At 72.8% G+C, this 23,413-nt stretch carries 17 protein-coding genes; 11 read left to right on the top strand and 6 right to left on the bottom strand.

Annotated elements, in window-relative coordinates; translation table 11 throughout:
• Positions 1-353: 353 nt before the first annotated feature.
• On the top strand, positions 354-2,561 hold the full coding sequence (locus ABD194_RS09875) for an alpha-galactosidase (RefSeq protein ID WP_343990758.1): 2,208 nt from the start codon (positions 354-356) through the stop codon (positions 2,559-2,561).
• A 64-nt stretch (positions 2,562-2,625) separates the two neighbouring features.
• On the opposite strand, the gene ABD194_RS09870 is transcribed toward ABD194_RS09875, so the two are convergent.
• Positions 2,626-3,183, bottom strand: a complete 558-nt coding sequence (locus tag ABD194_RS09870; protein ID WP_343990756.1) for a Fur family transcriptional regulator — start codon at positions 3,181-3,183, stop codon at positions 2,626-2,628.
• A gap of 33 nt (positions 3,184-3,216) precedes the next feature.
• On the opposite strand from ABD194_RS09870, the gene tdh reads away from it, so the two are divergent.
• The 4 genes from tdh to ABD194_RS09850 all read left to right on the top strand — a co-directional run bounded on the left by tdh (position 3,217) and on the right by ABD194_RS09850 (position 7,394).
• Positions 3,217-4,254 carry an L-threonine 3-dehydrogenase gene (gene tdh / locus ABD194_RS09865; RefSeq protein ID WP_343990754.1) on the top strand — a complete coding sequence of 346 codons (1,038 nt, stop codon included), beginning with the start codon at positions 3,217-3,219 and terminating at the stop codon, positions 4,252-4,254.
• A gap of 11 nt (positions 4,255-4,265) precedes the next feature.
• Positions 4,266-4,952 (top strand): alpha/beta fold hydrolase, encoded by a 687-nt coding sequence (locus ABD194_RS09860; RefSeq protein WP_343990752.1) that lies wholly within the window; start codon positions 4,266-4,268, stop codon positions 4,950-4,952.
• 256 nt (positions 4,953-5,208) lie between these two features.
• Complete coding sequence (locus ABD194_RS09855) at positions 5,209-6,774, top strand: Na+/H+ antiporter (protein ID WP_343990750.1); 1,566 nt, start codon at positions 5,209-5,211, stop codon at positions 6,772-6,774.
• A gap of 29 nt (positions 6,775-6,803) precedes the next feature.
• Complete coding sequence (locus ABD194_RS09850) at positions 6,804-7,394, top strand: dihydrofolate reductase family protein (RefSeq protein WP_343990749.1); 591 nt, start codon at positions 6,804-6,806, stop codon at positions 7,392-7,394.
• Here ABD194_RS09850 and ABD194_RS09845 read toward each other — a convergent pair.
• A complete protein-coding gene (locus ABD194_RS09845; protein ID WP_343990748.1) occupies positions 7,366-7,806 on the bottom strand; it encodes a TIGR03668 family PPOX class F420-dependent oxidoreductase in 441 nt (146 codons plus the stop codon). The two genes, ABD194_RS09850 and ABD194_RS09845, sit on opposite strands and share 29 nt — an antisense overlap.
• 37 nt (positions 7,807-7,843) lie before the next feature.
• Here ABD194_RS09845 and ABD194_RS09840 point away from each other — a divergent pair, with 37 nt between their 5' ends.
• Together ABD194_RS09840 and ABD194_RS09835 are read left to right on the top strand one after the other, a co-directional pair.
• A complete protein-coding gene (locus ABD194_RS09840) occupies positions 7,844-8,743 on the top strand; it encodes an alpha/beta fold hydrolase (protein WP_343990746.1) in 900 nt (299 codons plus the stop codon).
• 72 nt (positions 8,744-8,815) lie between these two features.
• Entirely contained in the window at positions 8,816-10,009 is a 1,194-nt protein-coding gene (locus tag ABD194_RS09835; protein WP_343990744.1) for a glycine C-acetyltransferase, read from the top strand.
• Positions 10,010-10,342: 333 nt separating this feature from the next.
• Here the strand turns inward: ABD194_RS09835 and ABD194_RS09830 are convergent, their stop codons facing one another.
• Complete coding sequence (locus ABD194_RS09830) at positions 10,343-10,771, bottom strand: pyridoxamine 5'-phosphate oxidase family protein (protein ID WP_343990742.1); 429 nt, start codon at positions 10,769-10,771, stop codon at positions 10,343-10,345.
• Between the two features lie 150 nt (positions 10,772-10,921).
• Between ABD194_RS09830 and ABD194_RS09825 the strand changes: the two genes are divergently transcribed.
• On the top strand, positions 10,922-12,964 hold the full coding sequence (locus tag ABD194_RS09825) for an NAD(+) synthase (protein WP_343990740.1): 2,043 nt from the start codon (positions 10,922-10,924) through the stop codon (positions 12,962-12,964).
• A 390-nt stretch (positions 12,965-13,354) separates the two neighbouring features.
• Here the strand turns inward: ABD194_RS09825 and ABD194_RS09820 are convergent, their stop codons facing one another.
• Complete coding sequence (locus ABD194_RS09820; protein ID WP_343990738.1) at positions 13,355-15,565, bottom strand: DEAD/DEAH box helicase; 2,211 nt, start codon at positions 15,563-15,565, stop codon at positions 13,355-13,357.
• 285 nt (positions 15,566-15,850) lie between these two features.
• A complete protein-coding gene (locus tag ABD194_RS09815; protein WP_343990736.1) occupies positions 15,851-16,600 on the bottom strand; it encodes a VIT1/CCC1 transporter family protein in 750 nt (249 codons plus the stop codon).
• A 156-nt stretch (positions 16,601-16,756) separates the two neighbouring features.
• Between ABD194_RS09815 and ABD194_RS09810 the strand changes: the two genes are divergently transcribed.
• Entirely contained in the window at positions 16,757-20,107 is a 3,351-nt protein-coding gene (locus tag ABD194_RS09810) for a response regulator (protein ID WP_343990734.1), read from the top strand.
• 33 nt (positions 20,108-20,140) lie between these two features.
• Here the strand turns inward: ABD194_RS09810 and ABD194_RS09805 are convergent, their stop codons facing one another.
• Entirely contained in the window at positions 20,141-20,797 is a 657-nt protein-coding gene (locus ABD194_RS09805; RefSeq protein WP_343990732.1) for a hypothetical protein, read from the bottom strand.
• Positions 20,798-20,946: 149 nt separating this feature from the next.
• On the opposite strand from ABD194_RS09805, the gene ABD194_RS09800 reads away from it, so the two are divergent.
• Both ABD194_RS09800 and ABD194_RS09795 read left to right on the top strand, forming a co-directional pair.
• Positions 20,947-21,684: a response regulator transcription factor gene (locus tag ABD194_RS09800; RefSeq protein WP_343990730.1), complete on the top strand. Its 738-nt coding sequence runs from the start codon at positions 20,947-20,949 to the stop codon at positions 21,682-21,684.
• Positions 21,662-23,329, top strand: coding sequence for a sensor histidine kinase (locus ABD194_RS09795; protein ID WP_343990728.1), 1,668 nt, complete (start codon positions 21,662-21,664; stop codon positions 23,327-23,329). The genes ABD194_RS09800 and ABD194_RS09795 overlap by 23 nt, the downstream gene beginning before the upstream one ends.
• Positions 23,330-23,413 lie beyond the last annotated feature (84 nt).

Here is a 23,413-nt window from a genome sequence, read left to right as displayed (position 1 = left end):
GACCGGGTGCGGATCTGCCTGTCACAGACGGTCATTCCCGTCCGAGTGCCTCACCCTTCACGCAGGTCTCGGTTCGATTGCGGAGCGCGTTCCGGGTGGACGAAACCATTGACGCCGCCGACCCGCCGCCGAACTCCACTGTTTGTTAGTGGAGGTTCATGGTGATGACTGTTCGACTATGTCGCCCTCAGCCTCCAGCGCTTCTGGCAGGCGGGGCTGGCCGCGGGGTCGGTCAAGTGACTCTCCGGTTGTGTGGCCGTCGGTAGCACGGATCCGGCACGGCGTAGGACAATCGCGGGGACGTCCCACCGACCGTCCCACCCGACCGACCGACCGGAAGAGGCGAGTCTGCCGTGTCCCTGAGCTCCCAGTCCACGGCCGGCGCGGCCGGCGCCGACGTGCAGGTCCTCGAGTCCGCCGGCACGGCGCTGGTGCTTCTTCCGCGGCCCGACGGCCTGCCCGAGGTGCTCCACTGGGGTCCCGCCCTCCACGGTGGGCCCAGCACGTATGCCGCCCTGGCCGCCGTCACGACGCCACCGGCGCCGCCGAGTGCCCTCGACGAGCCGTGGCCGCTGACCGTCCTGCCAGGGGAGGCCGACGGCTGGTCGGGCACGCCCGGCTGGGCCGGTCACCGGGGTGGCGCGGTGGGTGCCGTCCGCTGGCACGACGTCACCTGCGTCGCCGAGGGCACGGCGCTCGCGACGAGCGCGAGCTCGGGTGACGGCATACGGCTCGAGCTGCGGCACTCGCTCGACGAACACGGGGTCCTGCGGGTCGACGCGTCGCTGACGAACGACGGGAACGGTCCCGCGCCCCTCGACGTGTCGGCGCTGCGGGCGATCCTGCCGCTGCCCGTGCGCGCCGACGAGGTGCTCGACCTCACCGGCCGCTGGTGCCGTGAGCGCGCGCCGCAGCGCCGCCGCCTCGACCACGGCACGCACCTGCGGGCCAGCCGCCGAGGGCGCACGGGGCACGACGCGACGCTGCTGCTCATGGCCGGCACGCGCGGGTTCGACTGGCGCACCGGGGAGGTCTGGGCCGTGCACACCGCCTGGAGCGGCAACCACGAGCACCTCGTCGAGTCGCTGCCCGAGGGCGCCGGACGCCACCACGCCGTCCTGGGCGGGGGCGAGCTGCTGGCGCCCGGCGAGGTCCGCCTCTACCCCGGGGAGACGTATGCCGCCCCGACGGTCGTCTTCGTGCACTCGACCGAGGGTCTCGACGGGCTCTCACGCCGCCTGCACAGCAGCCTGCGGGCCCGGCCCGGCCACCCGTCGCGCCCGCGGCCGGTCGTGCTGAACACCTGGGAGGCGGTCTACTTCGAGACGGACCTCGACCACCTCAAGTCCTTGGCCGACACGGCCGCTCGCGTCGGCGTCGAGCGCTTCGTCCTCGACGACGGGTGGTTCGGCAGCCGGCGCCACGACCGCGCGGGGCTCGGTGACTGGGTCGTCTCGACCGACGTGTGGCCGGAGGGGCTCGCGCCCCTCGTCGACCACGTCAAGGGCCTCGGGCTCGAGTTCGGGCTGTGGTTCGAGCCGGAGATGGTCAACGAGGACAGCGACCTCGTGCGCACCCACCCGCAGTGGGTGCTGCGCCCGGCAGCCGGGTCACCCCGAGAGTGGCGCCACCAGCAGCTGCTCGACCTGACCCGCCACGCCGCACGCGAGCAGCTGCTCGAGCGGATCAGCGCGCTGGTCACGGAGTACGGCATCGACTACATCAAGTGGGACCACAACCGCGACCTGCTCGAGGCGGTGCACACGGTCGAGCGAGGGGACCGGCGGCGGATCGACGCACCGGCCGTGCACGCGCACACGCTCGCCTTCTACCGCCTCCTCGACGACCTGCGGGCCCGGCACCCGCGGCTCGAGATCGAGTCGTGCAGCAGCGGCGGCGGGCGCGTCGACCTCGGTGTGCTCGACCGCACCGACCGCATCTGGACGAGCGACTGCAACGACGCCCTCGAGCGGGCCGGCATCCAGCGCTGGACGAGCCTGCTCGTGCCGCCGGAGCTGATGGGCACCCACGTCGGCCCGGCGACCGCACACACCACGCACCGCACCGTCGACCTCGGCTTCCGCCTGCTCATGGCGCTGCAGGGCCACGCCGGCCTGGAGTGGGACATCACCACGTGCTCCGCCGAGGAGCTCGAGGTGCTGACCCGGTGGACGGCGCTCGCCCGTGAGCTGCGCCCGGTCCTGCACTCCGGTGAGCTGGTGCGCTCCGAGAGCCCGGACGGGACGGTCCTCGTGACCGGCACGCTCGACGCCGAGCGCAGCCACGCGGCCTACACGGTCGCGCGGCTCGTCACGGGACGTGACGCGGTACCCGGCGTGCTCCCGCTTCCCGGGCTCGACGAGAAGCGGTCGTATGCCGTGCGCCTCCGCCCCGAGGCCGGCCTGCCCGCCGTCGTGCAGCACGCCGCACCGCCCTGGTGGGGAGCCGCACTCTCGGACGAGGGGCTCGTGGTGCCGGGGGCGGTGCTGGCGGCGGTCGGCCTCCCGGTGCCCGTCCTCGGCCCGGCCCAGGGCTACCTCCTCGAGCTCCGCGCCCTCTGACCCCTGAGCCCAACCGTCGAAAGGGGTGCGGGGCGCGAGGTCGCCTGTCGACGTCCGTGGGGGGTCAGCCGGGGGGTGTGGTGGTGGCGGCGCAGTCGCGGCAGGTGCCGAGCAGCGCGGCATGGCTCGTGTGCAGCTCGAAGCCCAGGTCGGCGCGCAGCCGAGCCCGCACGTCGTCGAGGACCTCCGGAGGCACGTCGAAGACGCGCCCGCAGACGTGGCACTGCACATGGGCGTGGTCGTGCCGCTGCGGGTGCTGATCGACAGAGGCCGCCGGCTCGGTGAGGTGGTAGACGGTGGCCGCGCCCCCGAGGTGCACGCGCGAGAGCACGCCGGTCTCCACGAGCGAGGTGAGGGTCCGGTAGACGGTGGCGCGGTGCACGGCCGGCTCCGCCTCGGCCACCCTGGCCCCGATCTGCTCGGCGGACAGGTGCTCGTCGGCGAGGTCGGCGGCGTCGACGACCCGCAGGACGGCATACCGCGCCGTCGTGACGCGCTCACCCGCGGACCGCAGCCGCGCGACCGCCCCCGCGACGCGGGCACTGTCGGTGGGGCGGTCGGTGACACGCTCGGTGACACGGTCGGTGACACGGTCGGGGGAGCGGTCCGCTGAGGAGGCCACGACCCCATTATCGGCAGTGGCAGACTCTCCCCCGTGCGCGCCCTCACGAAGCTGTCCGCAGGCCCCGGCCTGTCCCTCGTCGACCGCCCGGAGCCCGAGTGCGGGCCCGGCGACGTCAAGATCCGGGTGCTGCGTGCCGGTATCTGCGGCACCGACCTGCACCTGGCCGGCTGGGACGAGTGGGCCCAGTCCACCGTGGCGCCGCCGCTCGTCATCGGCCACGAGTTCTACGGCGAGGTCGTCGAGGTCGGCGAGGACGTGAGCGAGGTCAAGATCGGCGACCGCGCCTCGGGCGAGGGGCACATCGTCTGCGGGACCTGCCGTAACTGCCGCGCCGGCCGGCGCCACCTGTGCATCCGCACGGAGGGCATCGGGGTCAACCGCGACGGCGCGTTCGCCGACTTCGTCGTCATCCCCGCCACCAACGTGTGGGTGCAGCCGGAGGACCTCGACCCCGACCTCGGCGCCGTCTTCGACCCGCTCGGCAACGCCACCCACACGGCGCTGCAGTGGCCGATGGTCGGCGAGGACGTCGTCATCACCGGCGCCGGCCCGATCGGCGTCATGGCCGCCGCCATCGCCCGGCACGCGGGCGCGCGTTACGTCGTGGTCAGCGACGCCAGCGACTACCGGCTCGCGCTCGCCGAGCACGCCGGCGCGGACCTGACGATCAACGTGACCCGCGAGAGCCTCACCGACGCGCAGGCCCGCCTCGGCATGAAGGAGGGCTTCGACATCGGCCTCGAGATGTCGGGCGCGGCGCCGGCCGTGACCGACATGATCACGAACATGAACCACGGCGGCCGCATCGCGCTGCTCGGCCTGCCCCACCAGTCCTACGAGCTCGACTGGGGCAAGGTGATCACCCACATGATCACGCTCAAGGGCATCTACGGCCGCGAGATGTACGACACCTGGTACGCCATGTCGCAGATGATCGCGACGTCCGAGCGCTTCCGCTCCGCGGTCACGCAGGTCATCACCCACCGCTTCCCCGCCGAGCAGTGGGAGGAGGCCTTCGACACCGCCCGGTCGGGCCAGTGCGGCAAGGTCCTCCTCGACTGGAGCTGAAGGGGTTCCGTATGCCGTCCGCCCCCGACCGCGACGCCCGTCCCCGCCCGCTCGTCCTCCTCCACGGCCTCGGCCAGTCGCCGATCGCGTGGCAGGACTTCGTGTCGGCCTACGGCGCCGGGCGCCCGATGAGCGCCCCCTGGATGCGCGGGCTCAAGCCCAAGGACCCCGTCGGCTTCGACCTCGGGGCCGCGGCCGCGGGCGTCGCCGACGAGCTCGAGCTGCAGGGCGTGAAGCAGGCCGACTTCGTCGGCGTGTCGGTCGGGGCGAGTGTGGCGCTGCGGCTGGCCGTCGAGCGGCCCGAGCTCGTCGGGCACCTCGTCCTCGGCGGGGCACTCGTGCGCCCGTCCAAGGGGGCCCTGCGCATGCAGCGGCTCGCGATGCGGCTGGTGCCCCAGAGCAAGCTCGTCGACGCCGGCGTCTCGCGGCCCCGGATGCTCGCCGTGCTCGACGCGCTCAAGGGCTTCGACGGCACCGAGTCGCTGCGCACCGTCACGGCCCCCGTCCTGGTCGTCGCCGGCTCGCGCGACAAGGCGGGAGTCGTTGCGGCGCAGGAGCTCTCGCAGCAGCTGCCGACCGCGCGGCTGCAGGTGATCGACGGTGCCGGTCCGCTCCTCAACACCGAGTCTGCGCGCGAGCTCGCCGACCTCGCACACGCCTTCCTCGACGAGGGCCAGGAGCCGAAGGAGCCGGCGTGACCGCCCGCCCCCCGCAGCCGACGCCGACGGACCACCCCGTCAACGCCAACGACGTGGTCGCGTTCGCCGTCGAGATGCCGCCGTGCTCGCGGGCTGGTCGCTCCTGCCGCCGGTCTGGGCCGCCGTCGTGACCGTGGGCGTCGTGGTCAACACGCTGCTGATGTGGGTCGGCCCCCTCGCCCACCCGATGGGGAGGGACTGAGCCGTCCCGCCGGGCCGTTCCTGCGCACCGCCGCCCCGACAGTAGGTTCAGATGGTGAGCACCCTCCTGCTGGTCCTCGTCGTCACACTCGGCATCATCGTCCTGACCCCGGTCTCCGACCGGGTGCGGGTGCCGCAGCCGGTGCTCCTGACCATCTTCGGGCTCGCCATCGCCTTCGTCGTGCCGGACAACCCGCTCTCCTTCGACCCCTCTCTCATCCTTCCGGTGGTCCTCCCGCCCCTGCTCTTCGCGGCCACGCAGCGCACGACCGTCACCGAGTTCCGCGAACACGCCGGGGCGGTGTTCGCGCTCGCAGTCGGTCTCACCCTCGCCACGGTGGCCGTGGTGGCTGGCGTCGCGCATGCCGCCGGGGTGCCGTGGCCGGTGGCGTGGGTGCTCGGCGCGATCGTGTCGCCGCCGGACCCCGTCGCGGCGACGGCCGTGGCGCGGCGGCTGCGACTGCCCCACCGCCTGGTGACGATCCTCGAGGGCGAGGGGATGTTCAACGACGCGACGGCGCTCGTGGCGTACAAGGTGGCGATCGTCGCGGCGGTCACGGGCGACATCACCGGTGGTCAGGTCGCCCTCGAGCTCGTCGAGGCGGTCGTCCTCGGCGTGCTGGCCGGCGTCGTCCTCGGCGTCGTGGCCCGGTTCGTGCTGGCGAGGATCCACGACGCGTACGCCGAGACGACCGTGACGGTCCTCGTGCCGTTCCTGGCCTACGTCGGTGCCGAGCACGTCAACGGCTCCGGAGTCCTCGCCGTGCTGGCTCTCGGCCTCTACCTGCGGACCTACGCCCACGACGCGACGACGTCCGCCGGGTGGCTGCTCGGCCGGGCGGTGTGGAGCTACTCCGACTTCCTCATCACCAGCCTCGTCTTCACGCTGCTCGGCTTCGAGCTGGTGGCGGTGATCCGCTCGACGGGCACGGGGAGCGAGACCGCCGGGCTGGCGCTGCTCGTGGTGGGGACCCTCGTCGTGTTCCGCGCGGTGTGGATCTACCCCGCCGCCTGGCTCAGCCGGCTGCGGGCCCGGCGCCGAGACCTGCCCGTACCCACCGGCTGGCGCGAGTCGACGGTCGTCGCCTGGGCGGGGATGCGTGGTGTCGTCACGGTCGCCACGGCCGTCGCCCTCCCCGAGGTCGTGGCCTCGGGGTCGCCGCTGCCGCACCGTGCCGAGCTCGTGACCGTGGCCCTCGTCGTCGTGCTCGTGACGCTGGTCGTGCAGGGCCTGACCCTGACTCCCCTGACGAAGCGGCTGCGCGTCGGCAGCGACGTCGACGAGTCGGCCGAGGTGGCGCAGCTGCGCCTGCGGGCGAGTCGGGCGGCGCTGGAGCAGATCCGCGACGAGGCGTCGACGCTCGACGAGGACGTGCGCACAGCGGCGCTCGCGCAGTACGAGGGCTACGTGACCGCCCAGCAGAGCATCCACCAGGCACGGGCGGGCGAGGACGAGGCCAGCGACCAGCGAGCCGAGGAGCTGGAGTCGGTGCTGCGCCGGGCGAGCGACGTCGAGCGCCAGCTCGTCCTCGAGGCGCGGCGCCGGGGCGAGGTGTCGGCCGGCAGCGCCGACGAGGTCCTGCGCGACATCGAGAACCGGGCCCTGCGCGACTTCGCCTGACGCGCACCGGGCCGTGGCAGAGTCGGGCCATGGGCCGACTCGTCTACACGACCATCTGCTCCCTCGACGGCTACGTCAACGACGCCGACGGCCGGTTCGACTGGGCCGCACCGGACTCCGAGGTGCACGCCTTCGTCAACGACCTCGAGCGCGAGATCGGCACCTACCTCTGCGGGCGCCGGCTCTACGAGACGATGGTCTTCTGGGAGACCGCCCCCACGGACGGCCGAGCGGATGACCCGGATGACGTGGTGACCCAGGACTACGCCCGCATCTGGCAGGCCGCGGAGAAGGTCGTCTACTCCCGCACCCTGGAAACCGTGACGAGTGCCCGCACCCGGCTGGAGCGGGGCTTCGACCCCGAGGCCGCGGCCCGGCTCGCGGCATCCTCCGACCGCGACGTCAGCATCGGCGGTCCCACGCTGGCAGCCGAGGCGCTCCGAGCGGGCATCGTCGACGAGGTGCGGCTCCTCACGGTCCCCGCGGTCGTGGGCGGCGGGACGCGGGTCCTGCCGGACGGCATACGGCTCGACCTCGGGCTCCTCGACGCGCGCCGCTTCGCGGGCGGCACCACCTACGCGAGGTATGCCGTCAGCTCCTCCAGCCGCTCCAGCGGGTGACCTCCACGCGCAGCAGCGGGCCGGCGGGACGGGAGGCGGCGTACTGGGAGTACTTCGCGGCCAGGGCGTCGAGGGCCTCGTCGGCGCCGGGCTCACCGACGCGCACGACGGCGGCCACACCGTCCGCCCGCACCCACCACAGCCGTGACCAGTCGTCGTCGTAGTGGTCGACGAGCAGGACGACGGCTGGGTGGGCCTCGACGTTGGCCAGCCGGCGCAGGGCGCGCGTCGACTTCGGCTTGTCGTCGACGGCGCTCCACACGACGTCTCCGCCTGAGTCCGGCAGGTTCGGCAGGACCGGCAAAACGGCGAAGACGACCGGCACGAGGTGGGGTCGCCCGTCGGGGCGCACGGTGGCGACCCGCGCCACCCGCGCGGCCGCGAACCGCAGTCTCGCCTCGCTGTCCTCCACCCGACCGAGCGTAGGTGCGCCGTGGTTGCATGTGGGCATGCCGACCCACGCCACGCACCTCGTGCGCACCCCTGACGGCCGCGACCTCGAGGTCCTCGTCACGGGGCCGGCCGACGGACTCCCGCTCGTGTTCCACCACGGCACGCCGCAGGCCGCGGTGCCCTTCGGCATCCTCGAGCGGCCTGCCGCCGAGCGTGGCCTGCGCACGGTCTCCTACTCGCGACCCGGCTACGGCCGGTCCACGCCCCGCGCCGACGCGGCGACGACGGCCACGGTCGCCGACGACGCCGCCGACACGGCATTCGTGCTCGACGCGCTGGGCCACGACACCTTCGTGACGCTCGGCTGGTCCGGTGGGGGCCCGCGGGCGCTCGCCTGCGCCGCGATGCTCCCCGGCCGCTGCCTCGCGGCGACGTCAGGCGTCGGCATCGCCCCGCCCGACGCCGGGGGGCTGGACCAGACCGCCGGGATGGGTCCCGAGAACGTCGCCGAGTACGCCGCGGTGGCGCAGGGCAGCGAGGCGCTGAGGGCGTTCCTCGAGGAGCACGGCACGCCGATGCTGTCCGCGACCGCCGACGACATCGCCCGCGAGCTCGGCGGCCTCCTGCCTCCCGTCGACCAGGCAGCCATGACCGGAGAGCTCGCCGAGTACCTCGCGGCAGCGTCGCGCCACGCCGGCGCCCAGGGCATCGTGGGCTGGCGCGACGACGACCTGACGCACAGCCGCCCGTGGGGTTTCGACCTCGGTGCCGTGACGGTGCCGACCGCGATCTGGCAGGGGAGCGAGGACCTCATGGTCCCCTTCGCCCACGCGCAGTGGCTCGTGGCCCACGTCGCCGGGGCGAGGGCGCACCTCGTCGAGGGAGAGGGGCACGTGTCCCTGCTCATGCGGATGGGCGACATCCTCGACGACCTGCTGGCCATGGCCCGTCAGTAGGCGCCCGCCCGGCGGCATACGCTGGGGGCGCCAGCCGCCCCGCCACCCGGCACGACGCGTGAAGGACGAACCATGTACGGACCGGTCAAGGACGAGATCGCCGCGACCCTGCAGGAGATCCGCGACGCCGGCCTCTACAAGAACGAGCGCGAGCTGACCTCGCCCCAGTCGGCGCACGTCACGACGCTCAAGGCGGAGGCGCTCAACTTCTGCGCCAACAACTACCTCGGCCTGGCCAACGACCCGGGCGTCATCGAGGCCTCGAAGAAGGCACTCGACGAGTGGGGCTTCGGCATGGCCTCCGTGCGCTTCATCTGCGGCACCCAGACGCTGCACACCTCGCTCGAGCACCAGCTCAGCGAGTTCCTCGGCACCGAGGCGACGATCCTCTACTCGTCCTGCTTCGACGCCAACGGCGGCGTCTTCGAGGTGCTCTTCGGCGTCGAGGACGCCATCATCAGCGACGAGCTCAACCACGCCTCGATCATCGACGGCGTGCGCCTGTCCAAGGCGATGCGTTACCGCTACAAGAACGCCGACATGGCCGACCTGCGCGCCCAGCTCGAGGCAGCACGCGACGCCGGCGCCAAGCGCACCGTGGTGGTCACCGACGGCGTCTTCTCGATGGACGGCTCCTACGCGCCGCTCGACGAGATCTGCGACCTCGCCGACGAGTTCGGCGCCCTGGTCTTCGTGGACGACTCGCACGCGGTCGGCTTCGTCGGCGACGGCGGCCGCGGCACTCCCGAGCTGTTCGGGGTCATGGACCGGGTCGACATCCTGACCGGCACGCTCGGCAAGGCTCTCGGCGGTGCGTCCGGTGGGTACGTCTCGAGCCACCGGGAGATCGTCGACCTGCTGCGCCAGCGCTCGCGGCCCTACCTCTTCAGCAACTCGGTCGCGCCGTCCGTCGTCGCGGGCTCGATGGCGGCGATCGAGCTCGTCGAGAGCTCGGCCGAGAAGCGCGAGACGCTCAAGGCCAACACGGCGCTCTTCCACTCGCTCATGACCGAGGCCGGCTTCGAGCTGCTCCCCGGCACCCACCCGATCCGCCCGGTCATGTTCCCCGGTGAGGACGGGGCGCGGCGGGCGACCGAGATCGCCGACCACATGCTCGGCAACGGCGTCTACGTCATCGCCTTCAGCTTCCCGGTCGTGCCCCGCGGCAAGGCCCGCATCCGCGTCCAGCTCTCCGCCGCGCACTCCGAGGCCGACGTCCGCGCCTGCGTCGACGCGTTCGTCGCCGCCCGCGACGCCGTCGGCTGAGCCCGGGCTCGTGTCCGCGGCGGGGCTCCTCGTACGAGCCGCGGCTCCTGGTCAGTGACAGAACACCTCCAAGAAGACCTGTTCGCTGACCGACGGACCGACGTCCTTCCGAAGCACTTGGTCAGCTGCCCCGACGCGAATCTCCGTGGCTGCACCGCCACCCGCCGTGCGACCATCCGCGGACGTGGAACCGCGCCGTGGCGCACTTTCGAGCGGTTTCGGGTCCCGGTTCGGGCTGAAACTGCGCCATGGCGCACTTTCGAGCGGTTTCGGGTCCCGGTCCGGGCTGGAACTGCGCCATGGCGGAGTTCAGGATCCGGAGTGCAGGCCCGCTCAGCCGGTGGGGAGGTCGCGCAGCCAGGGCCGCGTCAGGTCGAAGCGACGGCCGGAGATCTCCTCGACCTCGATCGCCACGACGACCGACTTGGGGTAGTCGACCCACGGGCGGACCGGCAGCCGCTCGACCACGTATGCCGCCTGGCCCTCGAGGGTCTTGGCCCGCCCACGGACGATGACGCTGGTTGCGCGTTCACCGACGATCTCGTCGACCTCGAAGGCGACGTCGGTGTTGGCGGTGACCCCGAAGAGCTTGCTGCCCTCGGCGGTCATGAAGATCAGCCGCTCGCCGTCCATCGCGTAGTTGATCGGGACGATGTGCACCTCCCCCACGAGGTGGAAGGCCAGACGGCCGAACTCGTGCTCGCGCAGGAAGCCCCAGGACTCCTCGGGGTGAAGGACGTGGACCGGATCGCGGTCGGACATGGTGACCTCCTCGGGACTCGCAGGGCCGCCGCCCTGCTACTACCAATGGTAGTAGCGTGCGGCGAGCGCGGGGAGGGGACGACGGCGAGTCCCGTGTCACAACACGTGTCACGAGCAGCCGGCGAGGGCCGGTGCGATTGACTGTCTGCCATGGACTTCTACAGCTCCTGGGCCCAGGGCTTCGCGCGCGTCGCCGCCTGCACGGTGCCGATCGTGGCAGCCGACCCCGAGCGCAACGCCGACGCCGTCCTCGCACAGGTGCGCGAGCTCGACGAGGACGGCGTCGGTCTCGCGCTCTTCCCCGAGCTCTGCCTGTCGGGGTATGCCGTCGACGACCTCTTCCTGCAGGACCCCCTCCTCGACGCCGTCGACGACGCGCTCGCCCGGCTGGCCGAGGCGACCGCCGGCCTCCGGCCCGTGGTCGTGGTAGGCGCGCCGCTCGAGAAGGGCTCGCGCGTCTACAACTGCGCCGTGGTGATCCACGCCGGCCGCATCCTCGGGGTCGCGCCCAAGTCGTACCTGCCGACCTACCGGGAGTTCTACGAACGCCGCCACTTCGCGCCCGGCGACGACCAGCGTGGGCAGACCATCGACGTCGCCGGTGACCGGGTGCCGTTCGGTCCCGACCTGCTCTTCCGCGCCACCGACGTGCCGGGGTTCGTGCTCCATGTCGAGGTCTGTGAGGACTTCTGGGTGCCGGTTCCGCCGAGCCACGAGGCCGCCCTCGCGGGGGCCACGGTCCTGACGAACCTCTCCGGCTCGCCGATCACCGTGGCCCGCGCCGAGGACCGGCACATCCTGGCCCGCAGCGCCTCCGCGCGCTGCGTCGCCGCCTACCTCTACTCCGCGGCGGGGGAGGGTGAGAGTTCCACCGACCTGTCGTGGGACGGCATGACCATGGTCTACGAGAACGGCGAGCTGCTCGCCGAGAGCGAGCGCTTCCCCGACGGGCCGCGGGCCTCGGTCGTCGACATCGACCTCGACCTGCTGCGGCAGGAGCGCAAGCGCATGGGCACCGTCGACGACAACCGCCGCACCCACGCCGCCCGCGCCGATGACTTCCGCACGATCGACCTCGAGCTCGACCCGCCGACCGCCGACCTCGGGCTGCTGCGCAAGATCGACCGCTTCCCGTTCGTCCCCGACGACGAGGACCGCCTCGCGCTCGACTGCTACGAGGCCTACAACATCCAGGTCTCCGGCCTCGAGCAGCGGCTGCGCGCCATCGGCCAGCCGAAGATCGTCATCGGCGTCAGTGGCGGTCTCGACAGCACCCACGCCCTGATCGTGGCGGCCAAGGCGATGGACAGGCTCGACCGGCCGCGCAGCGACATCCTCGCCTTCACGATGCCGGGCTTCGCGACCAGCGACCACACGAAGTCCAACGCGATCGCCCTCATGGAGGCGCTCGACGTCACTTGGGAGGAGCTCGACATCCGTCCCGCGGCGACCCAGATGCTCCAGACGATGGGGCACCCGTTCGGCCGCGGCGAGCAGGTCTACGACGTCACCTTCGAGAACGTCCAAGCCGGCCTGCGCACCGACTTCCTCTTCCGCATCGCCAACCAGCGCGGCGGCATCGTGCTCGGCACCGGCGACCTGTCCGAGCTGGCCCTCGGCTGGTGCACCTACGGCGTCGGCGACCAGATGAGCCACTACGGCGTCAACTCCGGCGTGCCGAAGACCCTGATGCAGCACCTCATCCGCTGGGTCGTGTCGTCCGGCCAGTTCGACGAGCCCGTCAACGAGACGCTCACCTCGATCCTCGGCACGGAGATCTCCCCGGAGCTCGTGCCCGTCGAGGAGGGGGACACGCCGCAGAGCACGCAGGCCAAGATCGGGCCGTACGCGCTGCAGGACTTCACGCTCTTCCACGTGCTGCGCCGCGGCTACCGGCCCTCGAAGATCGCCTATCTCGCCTGGAACGCCTGGCGTGACAGCGAGGCCGGCGACTGGCCCGCGGGCTACCCCCTGGCCGAGCGGACGGCATACGACCTCGGCGAGATCCGGCACTGGCTCGAGGTGTTCATCCGGCGCTTCTTCGCCAACCAGTTCAAGCGCTCCGCCCTGCCGAACGGGCCCAAGGTCGTCGCGGGTGGCTCGCTCTCGCCCCGTGGCGACTGGCGTATGCCGTCCGACGCCACGCCCGTGACGTGGCTGAGCGAGCTCGACGCCAACGTCCCCGAGGCCTGAGCCGCACCACTGCGACACACGGGGCGGGCCGGGAACCGGCCCGCCCGTGGGTGCAGACGCTCGGCTGGACACCACGACCTCGAGGGCGCCGGTGCCCGCGGCCCGGGCGAACGTGTCGTGCGCGTGCAGCGAGGCGGGGCCGCCGTGAACGCCGACGTTGGTGACCCGGCCGCCGGGCCGGCCCAGGGCGGCGCCCACCACCGCCTACGACGTCACCGGGGGAGACCCGGCCGTTCAGCACACCGACCTAGTAGCCCCTGGGACCGATGTCGGCGAGCACGAGTACTTCCTCGTCAGCGACTCGGCAAGCGCGCCGGCTTCCACATCGAGGACGACGACGCCGACCAGCTGCGGACGCTCGAGGGCGGGCGGCCCCGGGCCACCCGAGATTCAGGCGGCGCCGACCTCCGTCAGGGCCGAGCGCAGGAGCTCGACGAGGGCGTCGAGCTGCAGCGTGTCGCCGGAGGTGATGTCCTCGTCGCTGCCGTCGAGGGCCCGTGCGGCGAGCCCCTGCTTGGCGTCGATGAGCTCGGCGATCTTCGAGTCGATCGTGCCCGACGCGAGGATCCGCCAGGCGGTGACCGGCTCGTCCTGGCCGATGCGGTGCACGCGGTCGATGGCCTGCTGCTGCTCGGCGGCCGTCCACGACAGCTCGGCGAGCACGACGTTGGACGCCGCGTGCAGGTTGAGACCGACGCCGGCCGCCGTCAGGGAGCAGACGGCGACGGCGACCTCGGGGTCCTTCTGGAACGCGTCGATGGCCTCCTGGCGCTGCTTCGAGGTCTGCTCGCCGCGCACCGAGACGGTCCGCAGGCCGGCGGAGGCGAGCACGCTCTCGGCCGCGTCCATGACGTCGATGTGCTTGGCGAAGAAGACGACCTTGCCCACCGAGTGCGACAGCTGCGCGGCGTAGTCGGCAGCGAGCGTCGCCTTGGCCTGGCCGATCCGGCGCACGAGCGAGAAGACGTTGTCGCTGCCCTTGTCGGGCGAGGCCGACCGCAGCTCGGCGGCCGCGACCCGGCGCATGAGCCCGGTGTCGGGCTCGCCGTCCTCCTCGTGGCCCTCCCCCTGGCCGAGCAGGGCCCGGTAGCGCTCCGCCAGGCGGCGCCCGAGCGCCCGCTCCGCCTCGCGGATCGAGCGGCCCAGGTCGTCGTCGAGCTCGACGGTGATGTCGGCGATCCGCTTGTCCGGCAGGTCCTTGGCGACGTCGACCTTGCGGCGGCGCACCATGCCCATGTCGATGACGGCGCGCCGGGCCTCCGGGTAGAAGCCGCGGTCGGCCGGGGTGTAGCCCGTCTCGTCGAGGCGGCGCACGATCTCGGCCGTCGGCTTGCCGTTCCTGATCCAGCCGAGGAACCGCCAGATCGCGTCGAAGTCCTTGACGTCGTTGATCAGCGGCGTGCCGGTGAGGGCGATGAGCAGCGGGTTGCCGCCCGGGGTGGTCTCACGCAGGCGGTCGGCCAGGGCCAGCACCTGCTGCGAGCGCTGCGAGGTGAGGTTCTTGATGAAGTGCGCCTCGTCGACGACCATCGAGCGGAAGCCGAAGCTCGAGAGCCAGCCGAAGTGCCGGTCGAGGATCTCGTAGTTGACGACGAAGACGTCGGCGAAGGCGTCGACGTCGTTGCCGTCGCCGTGGATGACCGTGACCCGGCGCTGCGGGGTCCAGCGCTCCACCTCGCGGGCCCAGTTGATCTTCACGACGTTGGGCACCACGGCCAGCATCGGGTAGGCGCCCGCGATCGAGGCGGCCATGACCGACTGCGCCGTCTTGCCGAGGCCGGGCTCGTCGGCGAGCAGGAAGCTGCGGTGGCCCTCCTGCACGCTCTGCAGGAACCGGGACTGGTGGACCATCAGCTGCGACCCGGGCGGCGAGAACCGGTCGATCTGCGGCTTGGGCGGCAGCTCCATCGAGGCCGACTCGCCACCGGCGCCCTGCTCGAAGGCCCGGTACAGGGGGCTCAGCAGGTCCCACCCGGCCAGGCGGCCCGGGAGGTAGTCGTCGTGGGCGCGCGTGAGGTCCGGGGTGAGGAACGGGTTGGCCAGCGCCCGGGAGGGCACCGACTGCGGCATGACCTGTCGGGCGGCGATCTGCGGGGGCACCACGGGCCGAGGCGGCTCCGGCGCCGAGATGACGAGGTCCTCCTCGGCGAGCTCGGCGCCCGACTCGAGAAGCCAGTCCCGGCGCATCTGCTGCGCAGCGGGCCCGGGCTTGGCGTTCGCGTCCAGGAGCGTGAGCAGGCTCGTGTCGCGCGCGGCGATCTGGGCCAGGATCGTGGCGATGCCGTCGAGGCGCTTGAGCAGGTCGGCACGCGTGGCCGAGGGCAGCGAGGCGTCCTCGCGCACCCGGGCGCGCTCGGACCGCATGAGCAGGGCGACGACGAGGAACTTGGTGCGGTTCGTCGGGCTGGCCTTGCCCTTGCTCGAGACGCGGGCCTCCACCTCGCGGACCCGGCGCGCGAGCACCGGGATGAGGGGTGCGGGGTCGTCCTTTCGCGGGCTCGCCTGGCGCTGGCGGGAGCCCCTTCCCTGCTTCTGGTCCTGCTTCTGGTCGTGCCTCTGGTCCAGGCCGTCGCTCGGACGGCGGCGGACGCGCGTTGCCATGTTCCTCCTGATGACGCGGCGGACGCGAGCCGCCAGTCCCCGGATGACCCTGTGACGCCGGGATCCAGCGGGCCGGATGGCCCCGGTGTCCCGGATGTCGCGGTGTCGACGGCGGGCTCGGCTCGAGTCCCGGTGGACGCGCCATCGCGCGCCCCGTGTCCCGATCGCCGGACCGGCGGGAGCGCCTCGGAAGGGCGGTGGGACACCACGACTCTACAGCCCGTTCATCGCAGATCGTGCCGTATGCGGTCCCGCGGGCCGTCGCGACCGACCGCGAGGAGGCGCTCAGCCGAGGTTCACCCCGACGAGCGCGCCGATGGCATACGTGACGCCCATCGCGAGCAGGCCACCCGCGACGTTGCGCAGGATCGCCCGCTGCACGGGGCTGCGCCCGAGGCGGGCGCTGATCCAGCCGGTCAGTGCGAGCGCCGCGGCGACACTGACCACCGTGACGTGGATCCGGATCGAGGCGGGGCTGAAGGTGATCGTCAGCAGCGGCAGGATCGCGCCGACGACGAAGGCGACCATCGAGGCACCGGCGGCGTGCCAGGGGTTGGTCAGGTCGTCGGGGTCGATGCCGAGCTCGGCATCGGCGTGCGCGGCCAGGGCGTCGTGCGCGGTGAGCTCACGAGCCACCTCGGCGGCGAGCTCACGCCGCATGCCCTTGGCCTCGTAGAGCTGGGTCAGCTCCTCGAGCTCGCCCTCGGGGTCCTGGTGCAGCTCCTGGCGCTCCAGCGTGATCAGGGCGCGCTCGGAGTCGCGCTGGGTGCTCACGGAGACGTACTCGCCGGCCGCCATCGACATCGCGCCGGCGGACAGGGCGGCGATGCCGGCCAGCACGATGGCGCCCCTGTCGCTCGTCGCGCTCGCGAAGCCCACGACGACGCCCGCAGTCGAGACGATGCCGTCGTTGGCGCCGAGCACACCGGCCCGCAGCCAGTTGAGGCGGCTGCCGACGCCCGCGCCATGCGGCTCGTGGCGGTCGTGGGTCGTGTCCTGCGGCGTGGGGTCGCCGGACGCGCGGACCTCGGACATTGGCGGTGCTCCGATCGACGGGGTGGGGACGCCTCGATGGTGGCACCCGGGCGGTGGGGGTGTCACGGCAGGTGAGCCTCACCTCGCTCCGGGACGCGCGGGGAAAACCGCGGTGTCCACCTGTGCGCAGCGGCCGGCATACGCGAGGATCGTCACATGTCGGACGTTCGGGGCGTACGCGGGGTGGAGAGGGACGACCTCCTCCGGTGGATGGTCGCGGCCTCGCCCGACGGCCTCTGGGTCTTCGACGAGGAGGGCCGGACGGTCTTCGCGAACGAGCGCATGGCGCAGCTGCTCGGGCGCGACCCCGGCGACATGGTGGGCTTCTCGGTGTTCGAGGCCGTCGACGACGTCGGCAAGGTGCAGTTCCGCGCGCACCTGCGCGAGCTCGCGACGCGGGGGGAGCCGGGCGACAACCTCGAGTGCAGCCTCCTGGACGCGCAGGGCAACCGGTTCTGGGCCCTCGTCTCCCACACGCCTCTCGTCGACGACGCCGGCGTCACCCGTGGCTGGATGCACCGCGTCAGCGAGCACAGCGCCCAGCGCAGGCTGCTCGACCAGCTCGCCGAGGCGCAGGCCATCGCCCGGGTCGGCAGCTGGGAGTGGGACGTCGTCGAGGACCGGGTGTCCTGGTCCGAGGAGCTCTCCCGGATCTACGGCCTGGCCGCGGAGGAGGCGATGCCGTCGGTCGAGACGTTCATCGGCCGCATCCACCCGGACGACCGCGGACAGGTGAGGCAGGTCATCCGCGCGGCGCTCGAGTCGGAGGACTCCTTCGAGTTCGAGGCGCGGCTCGTGCGTGCGGACGGTGAGACCAGGTGGATCCGCGGTCGCGGCCGTGTCACGCGCGACGCGGACGGGCGCCCGCTGCGCATGGGTGGCACGACGCAGGACATCACCGAGCGCAAGGACGCCGAGGTCGCGCTGGCGATGGTGACCGCGATGGCGACCACCGCCAACGAGTCCGCGACGCTCGCCGAGGCCCTGCCAGTGGTGCTCGAGGAGATCGCCCGGCACACCACCTGGCGACCGGTGCTGGCCTGCCAGGCGGACGCGGACGGCCGGCTGCGGGAGCCGATGCTGCCTCCGGCCGCGGTCGAGGCGAGCCCGCTGCCGGTCGAGGCCGGCATGGACGTCGCGACTCGGGCCGCCACGGGCCGGTCGGTCGTGGTCGAGCCCTCGCCCGACGGTTCGACGATCCTCGCAGTCCCCGTGGTCGACCACGACGCCGTCGCGTGCGTCGTCGTCCTCGACATGCGGTCGTCCGCCCCGCCGGCCGAGTCGGACGTGGCCGCCATCGAGCAGATCACGGCGATCTTCGGCAGCGTCGCGGACCGCGAGCGCACCGCCGAGCACCTCGCCCAGGCGCGTGACGCGGCGATGGGGGCCTCCCGGGCGAAGTCGCAGTTCCTCGCCACCATGAGCCACGAGATCCGCACCCCGCTGAACGGCGTCATCGGCCTGGCCGAGCTGCTCGGCCGCACCGAGCTGACGCCCCACCAGCGCCGCCTGTCCGACGGCATCGACCAGGCCGGGCGCGTGCTCCTCGCCCTGGTCAACGACATCCTCGACCTGTCCAAGATCGAGGCCGGACGGCTCGATCTCGAGTCCGTCGACTTCGACCCGACGGCGGTGCTCGAGGGCAGCGTGGCCCTGCTGGCCGAACGGGGCCGCGCCAAGTCGCTCGACCTGTCGGTGACCCACGGGCCCGACGTGCCCGCACTGGTCAGCGGCGACCCGGTGCGCTTCGGCCAGGTCGTCGCCAACCTCACGACCAACGCGGTGAAGTTCACCGACTCCGGCAGCGTCGTGGTGCACCTCGAGGTGCTGCGCACCGGGGAGCGCGGGCCCGAGCTGCGCGTCGAGGTCCGCGACACCGGCAGCGGCATCACCCCGGCGGTGCGCTCGCGCCTCTTCCAGTCCTTCTCCCAGGGGGACTCCTCGACGACGCGGCAGTACGGCGGCACCGGGCTGGGCCTGGCGATCAGCCGCCAGATCGTGACGGCCCTCGGCGGGCGGATCGGCGTCGAGAGCGAGCCGGGGGTGGGCAGCACCTTCTGGTTCACCGCCACCTTCGAGCCCGCCTCGGACCAGGCCCTGAGCCGCAGGACGACCTACGCTGCCTCGGTCTCGAGCCTGCGAGCCCTCGTCGTGGGGCCCAACGCCACCCACCGGCAGCGCATCGAGGAGCAGCTGGGCGCCTGGTCCGTCTCGGTCGCGTCCGCCTCGACCGGGGTGGAGGGGCTCGTCCAGCTCGACCGCGCCCACCGAGCGAGCCGGCCGCTCGACGTCGTCGTCCTCGACGACCCCGGCGTCGGCCAGGCCGGGCTGCAGGTCGCCCGGATGATCCGTTCCGACGGGCGCTTCGAGGGCGTACGCGTCGTGCTCGTCTGCGCGCAGCTGCCACCTCCCGACGCGGCCACCACCACCGACGCGGGGGTCGATGCCGTCCTCACCTCACCCGTCATGCCCTCGGCCCTCTTCGACGCGATGGCTGACGCCGCCGGCCGCCACCTCGCGGCCGGTGCGGCCGATCCGGCCGACTCCCCCGAGTCAGATGGCGCTGACGACTCGGGCGACCCCTCAGGGAGAGGCCGGTCCAGGGGCGGGTGGCAGGGCGGCCGAGTGCCGGCGCCGGTCCGCGCGGATGGGGACGTGCCACTCGGCACGGTGCTGGTCGTCGAGGACAACGAGGTCAACCAGCTCGTGGCACAGGGGGTCCTCGAGAGCCTCGGCTACGCGGTGCGCGTGGCCGCCAACGGTGTCGAGGGCGTCGCTGCCCACCGCGAGCACGGCGACAAGATCCTGGCGGTGCTGATGGACTGCCAGATGCCGCGCATGGACGGCTACGAGGCGACCCGGGTCATCCGCGCCCAGGAGGAGCCGGGTCAGCGGGTGCCCGTCATCGCGATGACGGCCTCCGCGATCGCCGGCGAGCGGGAGCGCTGCCTGCAGGCCGGGATGGACGACTTCCTGACCAAGCCCATCGACGTCGCGCTGCTCGCCTCCACGCTGCAGCGCTGGGCCGGGCCGGGGGCCATCGCGGGTCGCGGGCTCCTGCGGGACGGCGCTGGACCGTCGGCGGAGGCGCCGACGGGTGCCGCCGCGGTCGACGCAGGCCTGGGCTCGCCAGTGGCCGAGGTGGGTGATGGCGTGCTCGACCTGCGCCGGCTCGAGGAGCTGGGCGACCTCGAGCCGGGAGACCCGTCCCTGCTGCTGCGGTTCATCGACCGCTTCGGCAGCGGCGCCCGCCAGCGGCTCCACGAGCTGCGGGACGCGCACCGCGAGGGCGACGCCGAGGGCCAGGGCAGGGTGGCCCACGGGCTCAAGGGCTCGGCCGCCAACCTCGGCGCCTTCGCGCTGGCCGCGGTGAGCAAGCAGGTCGAGGACCTCGGCAGTGCGGGTCGCCTCGCCGACGCGTCGCTGCTCGACCGGGTCGCCGAGGAGGTCCACCGGGCCACGAGCGCCCTCGAGGCCTATGCCGCCGCGCTGCGGTCGTCGGACTGACCCGCCCCCCAGGGGGCCCGTGGGTGGAGCCGCTCAGGTGGTCCGAGTGCCGCCCGAGGCGCTGGTCCCGCCCTGGCCGGAGCCGGGCCCCGAGTCGTGGTCGAGGTCGCCGAAGGGGTCTGCCCCCTGGTCGTCCTGACCGAGCTGCTGCAGGCGCTGGAGCAGGTCCTGGGGAGTCAGCTGGTTGGGGTCGACGCCGTTGAGGCCGCCTGCGGGACCGCCGTTCTGCAGGTTCGGCAGCTGCTGGGGGAGCTGGCCCTGCTGGTTCTGCTGCCCGCCCTGGGGCCGGAAGCCGTGCCGGCCACCCGCCCCGCCGAAACCGCCTGCTCCCCGGAAGCCGGCGTTGTCGCCTCCGGAGCCCGCGGGCAGCGCGGCTGCAGCACCGATCGCGCCGGCGGAGGCGAGCACGATGGCCAGGCCCGCGGTGACGGCGGTCTTCCTACCGCTCCAGCGTCGGGCCCGGGAGGTGGGCTCAGCCGGGGGAGGCGTGGGTGGGGAAGCCGGCGAGGCGGCATACGCGTACGGGGAGGCGGGCGGCGGTACGGGGTGGTCCTGCGGCTGCGAGGCCCAGGCGGACGGCAGCAGCTGCGTGTCGCCGGTGTGCACGCCGCCGGGGGCGCCGGGGTCGAACTGCGGAAGCCCGGATCTCGGCCGCTCGGTCGGGCCCTCGGGCAGGGACTCGTTGCTCATGGCTGCAACCGTCGAACCGGCGCCTGTGCGGACGCTGTGGCGCAGCCGTCGACGCGCTGGGACTGTTCTGACCCGAATCGGCGAGCCCCACAGGAATCACACAGGGAGGTACTGGTCATGGCACAGGGCCTGGGGCTTCACTAAGGAGCATGAGCGAGAAGACCAAGCCGGCAACAGCGCGTCTCCAGCGGCTCGACGGCTCACCGGTGCGGGTGCTCGTCGTCGACGACGAGGCCAACCTCACCGAGTTGCTCGGGATGGCCCTGCGCTACGAGGGCTGGGAGGTGCGCGCGGCCGGCACCGGGATGGAGGCGGTCCGCGCCGCCCGCGAGTTCGACCCGGACGCAGTCGTGCTCGACATGATGCTGCCGGACTTCGACGGCCTCGAGGTGCTGCGACGGATGCGCGCCGACAACAGCAACGTGCCGGTGCTCTTCCTGACCGCCAAGGACGCCGTCGAGGACCGCGTCTCGGGGCTCACCGCCGGCGGCGACGACTACGTGACCAAGCCGTTCTCGCTCGAGGAGGTCGTCGCCCGGGTGCGCGCCCTGATGCGCCGCACCACGGTAGCCGTCTCGTCCTCGGACTCGATGCTCGTCGTCGGTGACCTCACGCTCGACGAGGACAGCCACGAGGTCATGCGCGGCGGCGAGGAGATCCGCCTGACCGCAACGGAGTTCGAGCTCCTGCGCTACCTCATGCGCAACCCGAAGCGGGTGCTCTCCAAGGCCCAGATCCTCGACCGGGTGTGGAACTACGACTTCGGCGGCCAGGCCAACGTCGTCGAGCTCTACATCTCCTACCTGCGCAAGAAGATCGACGCCGGCCGCGAGCCGATGATCCACACCATGCGAGGGGCGGGGTATGTCCTCAAGCCGGCCGTCTGAGAACGCCGAGCTGTCCGACTCCCGCACCGCAGCCGAACGGCCGCTCCCTGCCGACCTCCCCGACGCCGACGAGTCAGCCGGGCCCGACGTCTTCGCGCGTGGCGTCGGCTTCACCGATGCCAGCGACTCCGGCGACTCGGCCGGCAGGGACGAGGGTCTGACCCTGCAGGAGCAGTTGGCCCGCCTGCGCGAGCGCGTGAGGCCGTGGCCCGCGTGGACGCTGCGGGCCAAGCTCGTCGCCTCGATGCTCGCCCTCTTCACGGTGCTGAGCCTCGCCACCGGCGTCTCCACGATCGTGGCCCTCGACCGCTACCTCGTGGGCCAGGTCGACGACCAGCTGCGGCAGTCGCTCTCCCCGCCGCACCAGGAGGACGACGGCCGGTTCCGTCCGCCCAGCTCGGAGGGCCGCGGGCGCGGCCCCGGCAACGAGGGCCTGATCGCGATCATCGACCCCGTCGTGCAGGGCGAGGCGACGTCGATGGCCAACGAGACCACCACCCTGACGCCGACGCAGCTCGCCGAGCTGCAGAGCGCCGGCATCGGCTCGGACCCGAAGACGATCGACCTCGGCGGCACGATCGGCGAGTACCGCGTCATGTCCGGTCGGGCCCCGGTGCAGATCAACGGCGTCCCGACGATCGGCACGGTCGTGGTCGGCCTGCCCACCGGACCCCTCAACCACACGATCAACCGGATGGTGCTCGTGGCCATAGCCGCGGTCGTGGCCGGCATCATCCTCGTCGGCCTGCTCGGGACCTGGCTCGTGCGCCGCAACCTCGAGCCGCTGCGCCGGGTGGCGGCCACGGCGACCCGCGTCTCGCAGACGCCGCTGGCCTCCGGGTCGGTCGCCATCGCCGAGCGGGTGGACCCCGTCGACACGGACACGCGCACCGAGGTGGGCCAGGTCGGAGCGGCCTTCAACGAGATGCTCGACCACGTCGACGAGGCCCTGCGGGCCCGGCACCAGAGCGAGCAGCGGGTGCGCCAGTTCGTCGCCGACGCGTCCCACGAGCTGCGTACGCCGCTCGCCTCCATCCGCGGGTATGCCGAGCTGTCCCGCCGCGAGGCCGACGTCGTCCCGCCGACGGTGACCCATGCGATGGGCCGCATCGAGTCGGAGGCGGACCGGATGGGATCGCTCGTCGAGGACCTGCTCCTGCTCGCCCGCCTCGACGCCGGCCGGCCGCTCGAGGAGGAGCCGGTCGACGTGTCGATGCTCGTGATCAACGCCGTGAGCGACGCGCACGCGGCGTCGCCCGGTCACCACTGGGACCTCGACCTGCCTCCCGAGCCGGTCGAGGTGACGGGTGACGGCGCGCGGCTGCACCAGGTGGTGGCCAACCTGCTGGCCAACGCGCGTACGCACACCCCCGACGGCACCCGGGTGACCACCTCGGTGCGACCCGAGGGCGAGTGGGTGCGCGTGGCCGTCCACGACGACGGCCCCGGTGTGCCGGAGTCGTTGCAGCCCAACGTCTTCGAGCGGTTCGCCCGTGGGGACGACGCGCGCAACCGGGCGAAGGGGAGCACCGGGCTCGGCCTGTCGATCGTCGCCGCGGTCAGCAAGGCGCACGGCGGCCGCGTCGAGCTCGACAGCCGTCCGGGTGACACGACGTTCTCGCTCCTGCTGCCCGCCGCCTCCTGACCCGAGACCACGCCAGGGCGCACTTCCGGCCGTCATCGGGTCTGGTTCGCGACCGGAACTGCGCCATGGCGCAGGTGCAGCGGG

It is taken from the genome of Terrabacter terrae (assembly GCF_039529575.1).
GTDB classification, from domain to species: Bacteria; Actinomycetota; Actinomycetes; order Actinomycetales; family Dermatophilaceae; genus Terrabacter; species Terrabacter terrae.
The sequence above is the reverse complement of the archived record's forward strand: the minus strand, read 5'-3'. Positions and strand labels throughout refer to the sequence as shown.